Source organism: Streptomyces sp. NPDC005574 (assembly GCF_040605435.1).
Lineage (GTDB): Bacteria > Actinomycetota > Actinomycetes > Streptomycetales > Streptomycetaceae > Streptomyces.
The window spans coordinates 1-3,591 of sequence record NZ_JBEXCW010000226.1 but is presented as its reverse complement, the minus strand read 5'-3'; the positions used below and the strand labels follow the sequence as shown (position 1 = coordinate 3,591).

Below are 3,591 nucleotides of genomic sequence, written 5' to 3'. Positions count from 1 at the left end.
GCGGGCCGCAGCAGTTCGGCGACGCGGGCCGCCTCCGTCTCGGCGTGCCCGAGGGGCTCCGCGCCGGGGGTCTGCGGCAGGGCGACGACCAGCGTGCCCGCGGCCGGGGATGCAGGCGGGTGCGGGCCTGCGCCAGGACGCGCAGGGGGAGCGAAGCGAGGAAGCCGACCGGGCACCACCACAGGCGGGGCGTGGGGTGGTGTTCAGTGGCCCACCGGTCTCCGACCCCCGTCAGCAGTCCCGGAGGACTGGCAGCCGCTGTCGGCGGTCGGGTCGCTGGACGAGGCACTGAGAGGACCGCAACGGCCGCTGGTATTCCGTGCGATCACCTGCCGACTGCGTCACGCGTTTTTTGTGGGCCCTGTCCCTGGTCAGAATGGGTGTGAATCGGTGGGTGCCGGGCTCGGGGACGGCTGCGCGGAAGTAGAGTCGAACACCGGCCCGGCCGTCGGCGCGGGTCCGCTCTGGGACGGCATGCCTTGGCGGTAGGTCTTGGTGACCTTGGCGGTCGCGTAGGTCAAGGAGGCTGCGACCTCCTCGGCGTCGATCTCCACGGTGGTGCGGTGGATGCCTTCTTTGTCGTCGAAGGTGCGCTGTTTGAGGCGTCCGGTGACGATGACCCTCATGCCGCGGGTGAGCGACTGCGCGGCATTTTCGCCGGCTTGTCGCCAGAGGGAGCAGCGCAGGAACAGCGGCTCGCCGTCGACGAATTCGCTGCGGTCGCGATCGAACACACGGGGAGTGGACGCGATGGTGAAACCCGCCACCGGGATACCGGAGGCGGTGTGCCGAAGTTCCGGGTCGGCGGTCAGGTTGCCCACCACCGTCACCAGCGTCTCGCCCGCCATGCAGCCACCCCTGTTGCTTCGTACTGGAACGCTCCCACCGTACCGGCCGTGCGGGCAGGCTGGCACGATGACTGTCATGGCGAGCGAGGACCACGCACTGGAGGCGGCGGCTGCGGCACTGCGCGAGGCGCAGGAGGCAGTTCATACGGCCCGTCGGAAGCTGACCGCGGCGGTCGTCACCGCCTACCGGGCCGGGGAGCCGGCCGCTCGTATCGCCGAGCGCACAGGCACCAGCGTCATCGACATTCGGAATCTGCTGGCTGCTACCCGGACCTCACGCCGGAGGTAGCCGTGTGCCGCCCCCTGAAGCTTCCCCTTGGTGCGATCTCTCGGTTTCGGGACGGTGGGGGTGAGAGGCATTGGGATCTGGGTGTGTTGCTGCTGGATGCTCTTACGGATGTCAAGCAGCGGCTGTGGAGGGGTGGTTGTGAGTCGCTGCGCGGGTATTTGTCCTGGTGAGGGCATTGAAGACGTCGCGGGCGACGTAGCGTTTGAGGCAGCGCATGATCTCCTTCTTGGACATGCCTTCCTTCGTGCGTCGTTCCACGTAGGTCTTGGTGCGTGGGTCCCAGCGCAGGCGGCAGATGACGATGCGGTGCAGGGCGGAGTTGGCCTGGCGGTCACCGCCGCGGTTGAGGCGGTGGCGATGGGTGCGGCCGGAGGACGCGGGCAGCGGTGCGACGCCGCAGAGCATCGCGAACGCGGCCTCGGACCTGAGACGTTCGGGGTTCTGCCCGGCGGTGACCAGCAGCTGCCCCGCGACTTCAGGACCGACTCCGTTGAGGGCCAGCAGCTCAGGGGCAGCCTGCTCGACGAGCGGAGTGATCAACGCGTCCAGCTCGTCGATCTCGGCCGTGAGGTCCCGGTGGCGGCGGGCCATCGAGCGCAGGGCGGCCTTGGCCGCGACGGCGGGCTCTGCCACCCGTCCGGTATCGGGGCGGAAGCTGGCGCAGACGGACAGGAGGTCCTTGTCGCCCAGGTAGCGCAGGGCGGTGCGGACCTCGTCCGGGGCGGTGATGACCACGGCCTTGATCCGGCGCACGAGGTCGGCGCGGTGCTGGACCGCGCCGCGGCGGGCGACCCGCAGATGACGCAGGGCCTCAACCTGCCCGTCGCGCTGCTTGGGGATGCCGGTGCGCCGCCCGGCCAGGGCCGCCCGGGCGGCCGCGTAGGCGTCGACGGGATCGGACTTGCCCTGCCACCGCCGCGCCTTGCGGTCGGGGCGGTCGATCTCCACCGTCTCGACGTCCTCGCCGGCCAGGAGGCGGGCCAGGCCAGCGCCGTAGACACCGGTGCCCTCGATTCCGACCAGTACCAGGGTGCCGAGAGAGCGGAGCCAGGACAGAAGGGCCCGGTAGCCGACCGGGGTGGCGGGGAACTGCCTCCAGCCGAGTTCCCGGCCCGCGGAGTCGACGGCTGCGGCGGTGTGGGTGTTTTTATGCGTGTCGACACCGCCGGTGATCTCTATGCCGGATTGTGCGAGGGTGGTCACTGCTGTCCTTACTGTCGTCGTACCGGGGACGGCACCCGCCGGCCCGGGCAACGGACAAGACAGTGGTGAGACCTTTGGCCAGGCTCTTACAAGGTCACGAAGCCCAGGCCGGCGGATGCACACGGACGCCTCCCGGCGAAGGTCGACAGATCCTGTTGAAGACCCGGAGTCAGTCAGAGGTTGAGTCAGACCCCGCCGGAAGACGTCCACAAGCATCCTCACTGTCAGTGGTGGTTGAAGGGGGTTGTGGCCACTGTTCTGGACGCGAGAGTGTCGCTGTTTCGGGGCGTGATTGCATGTGGGGTCGTTGCTTCCGGTGAAGTTCCAGCTCGCAGGATGCTCACCGGCCTGCGAGCACACCAGACAATTCACCCATCTCGCGACTATGCCAGGACCCTGTGGAGGGGGTCAGTGGAACCAGACCAGGGCCGAAATCCTGATCTGCCGTTCTTCCCGGATGACCGCGTATTCGATGATGACCGACTCTTCAGGGACTTCCAGCGAGTAGCGGATGTCGAGGTCGTCCATCGGATCGCCAGGCGGCTTACGGTTGGCATCGACAGCGGTGCCCACCTCGATTCCCAGGGCGTGCAGGAAATTGAGGACCATTTTGGATAGATCCGGGGGCATATCGAGTATGACGCTTGCCGGGATCTCCTCGGTCCATACGGTCCAGCCGCGCCGTGGCCGGTCGGTCATCCGGTCGCCTTTTCCACCTGCTCCAACAAGTCCTCGACCGCGAACAGGGGGCGGCTGGCGTTGGCCCGGCTGATCTCGTCTTCCCGGGCCCGACCGAGCATGGCAGCCTTCCACCAGCGGCGCATGACGCCGGGGACCTCGTCCTCCTCGACCGCCAGTACCTGGCTATGGAAGCGCGCACGGTCCTCGTCAGTCAAAAAGCTGCCGATGGCGTGAATGGTGCGAGGGATCGCGGTAATCCGGCTGTCTGCCGGACGCTCGGGCTGCGCGGGCACAGGGTCTCCTTCACCGTCGAAGGCTCCAGTGTCCTACGAGTAGTCAGGATCCCCTGCCACACAGCCCAAGCGAGCCGCCAGATGTCGGCGTACACGTGAACGTGGCAGGCAAGATTTTCGTAGGCGGAGATCATCTTGACGGGTCTTCGAAGTTAAGCGGTGCGCGTCGCTTCTTGCCCTGATACGGCAGCTGTAGATAGCTGCTGGCGTGCTGTCTGATCATGGTGTGGTGTCGGCGTATGCGTGCCATCGGCGGTGGCAGAGGCGGGCGCGGTGT

General features: G+C 67.6%; 5 protein-coding genes and 1 pseudogene. 1 reads left to right on the top strand and 5 read right to left on the bottom strand.

Going from position 1 to position 3,591, the window contains the following annotated elements; genetic code table 11:
• A pseudogene (locus ABZT03_RS43385) lies at positions 1-182 on the bottom strand (hypothetical protein); the annotation flags it as partial.
• Positions 183-371: 189 nt separating this feature from the next.
• Complete coding sequence (locus ABZT03_RS43380; protein WP_356049720.1) at positions 372-848, bottom strand: single-stranded DNA-binding protein; 477 nt, start codon at positions 846-848, stop codon at positions 372-374.
• A gap of 76 nt (positions 849-924) precedes the next feature.
• Here ABZT03_RS43380 and ABZT03_RS43375 point away from each other — a divergent pair, with 76 nt between their 5' ends.
• Positions 925-1,137: a hypothetical protein gene (locus ABZT03_RS43375; RefSeq protein WP_356049719.1), complete on the top strand. Its 213-nt coding sequence runs from the start codon at positions 925-927 to the stop codon at positions 1,135-1,137.
• A 111-nt stretch (positions 1,138-1,248) separates the two neighbouring features.
• On the opposite strand, the gene ABZT03_RS43370 is transcribed toward ABZT03_RS43375, so the two are convergent.
• From ABZT03_RS43370 to ABZT03_RS43360, 3 genes are all read right to left on the bottom strand, one after another.
• Complete coding sequence (locus tag ABZT03_RS43370) at positions 1,249-2,340, bottom strand: IS110 family transposase (RefSeq protein WP_356049717.1); 1,092 nt, start codon at positions 2,338-2,340, stop codon at positions 1,249-1,251.
• Between the two features lie 408 nt (positions 2,341-2,748).
• Positions 2,749-3,039, bottom strand: a complete 291-nt coding sequence (locus ABZT03_RS43365; RefSeq protein WP_356049716.1) for a hypothetical protein — start codon at positions 3,037-3,039, stop codon at positions 2,749-2,751.
• Entirely contained in the window at positions 3,036-3,314 is a 279-nt protein-coding gene (locus ABZT03_RS43360) for a hypothetical protein (protein WP_356049714.1), read from the bottom strand. Before ABZT03_RS43360 ends, ABZT03_RS43365 begins: the two co-directional genes overlap by 4 nt.
• Positions 3,315-3,591 lie beyond the last annotated feature (277 nt).

Bases quoted from the DNA above. Each gene is read 5' to 3' on its own strand.
- ABZT03_RS43375 (WP_356049719.1), top strand. From the start codon at position 925: ATGGCGAGCGAGGACCACGCACTGGAGGCGGCGGCTGCGGCACTGCGC.
- ABZT03_RS43365 (WP_356049716.1), bottom strand. From the start codon at position 3,039: ATGACCGACCGGCCACGGCGCGGCTGGACCGTATGGACCGAGGAGATC.
- ABZT03_RS43380 (WP_356049720.1), bottom strand. From the start codon at position 848: ATGGCGGGCGAGACGCTGGTGACGGTGGTGGGCAACCTGACCGCCGAC.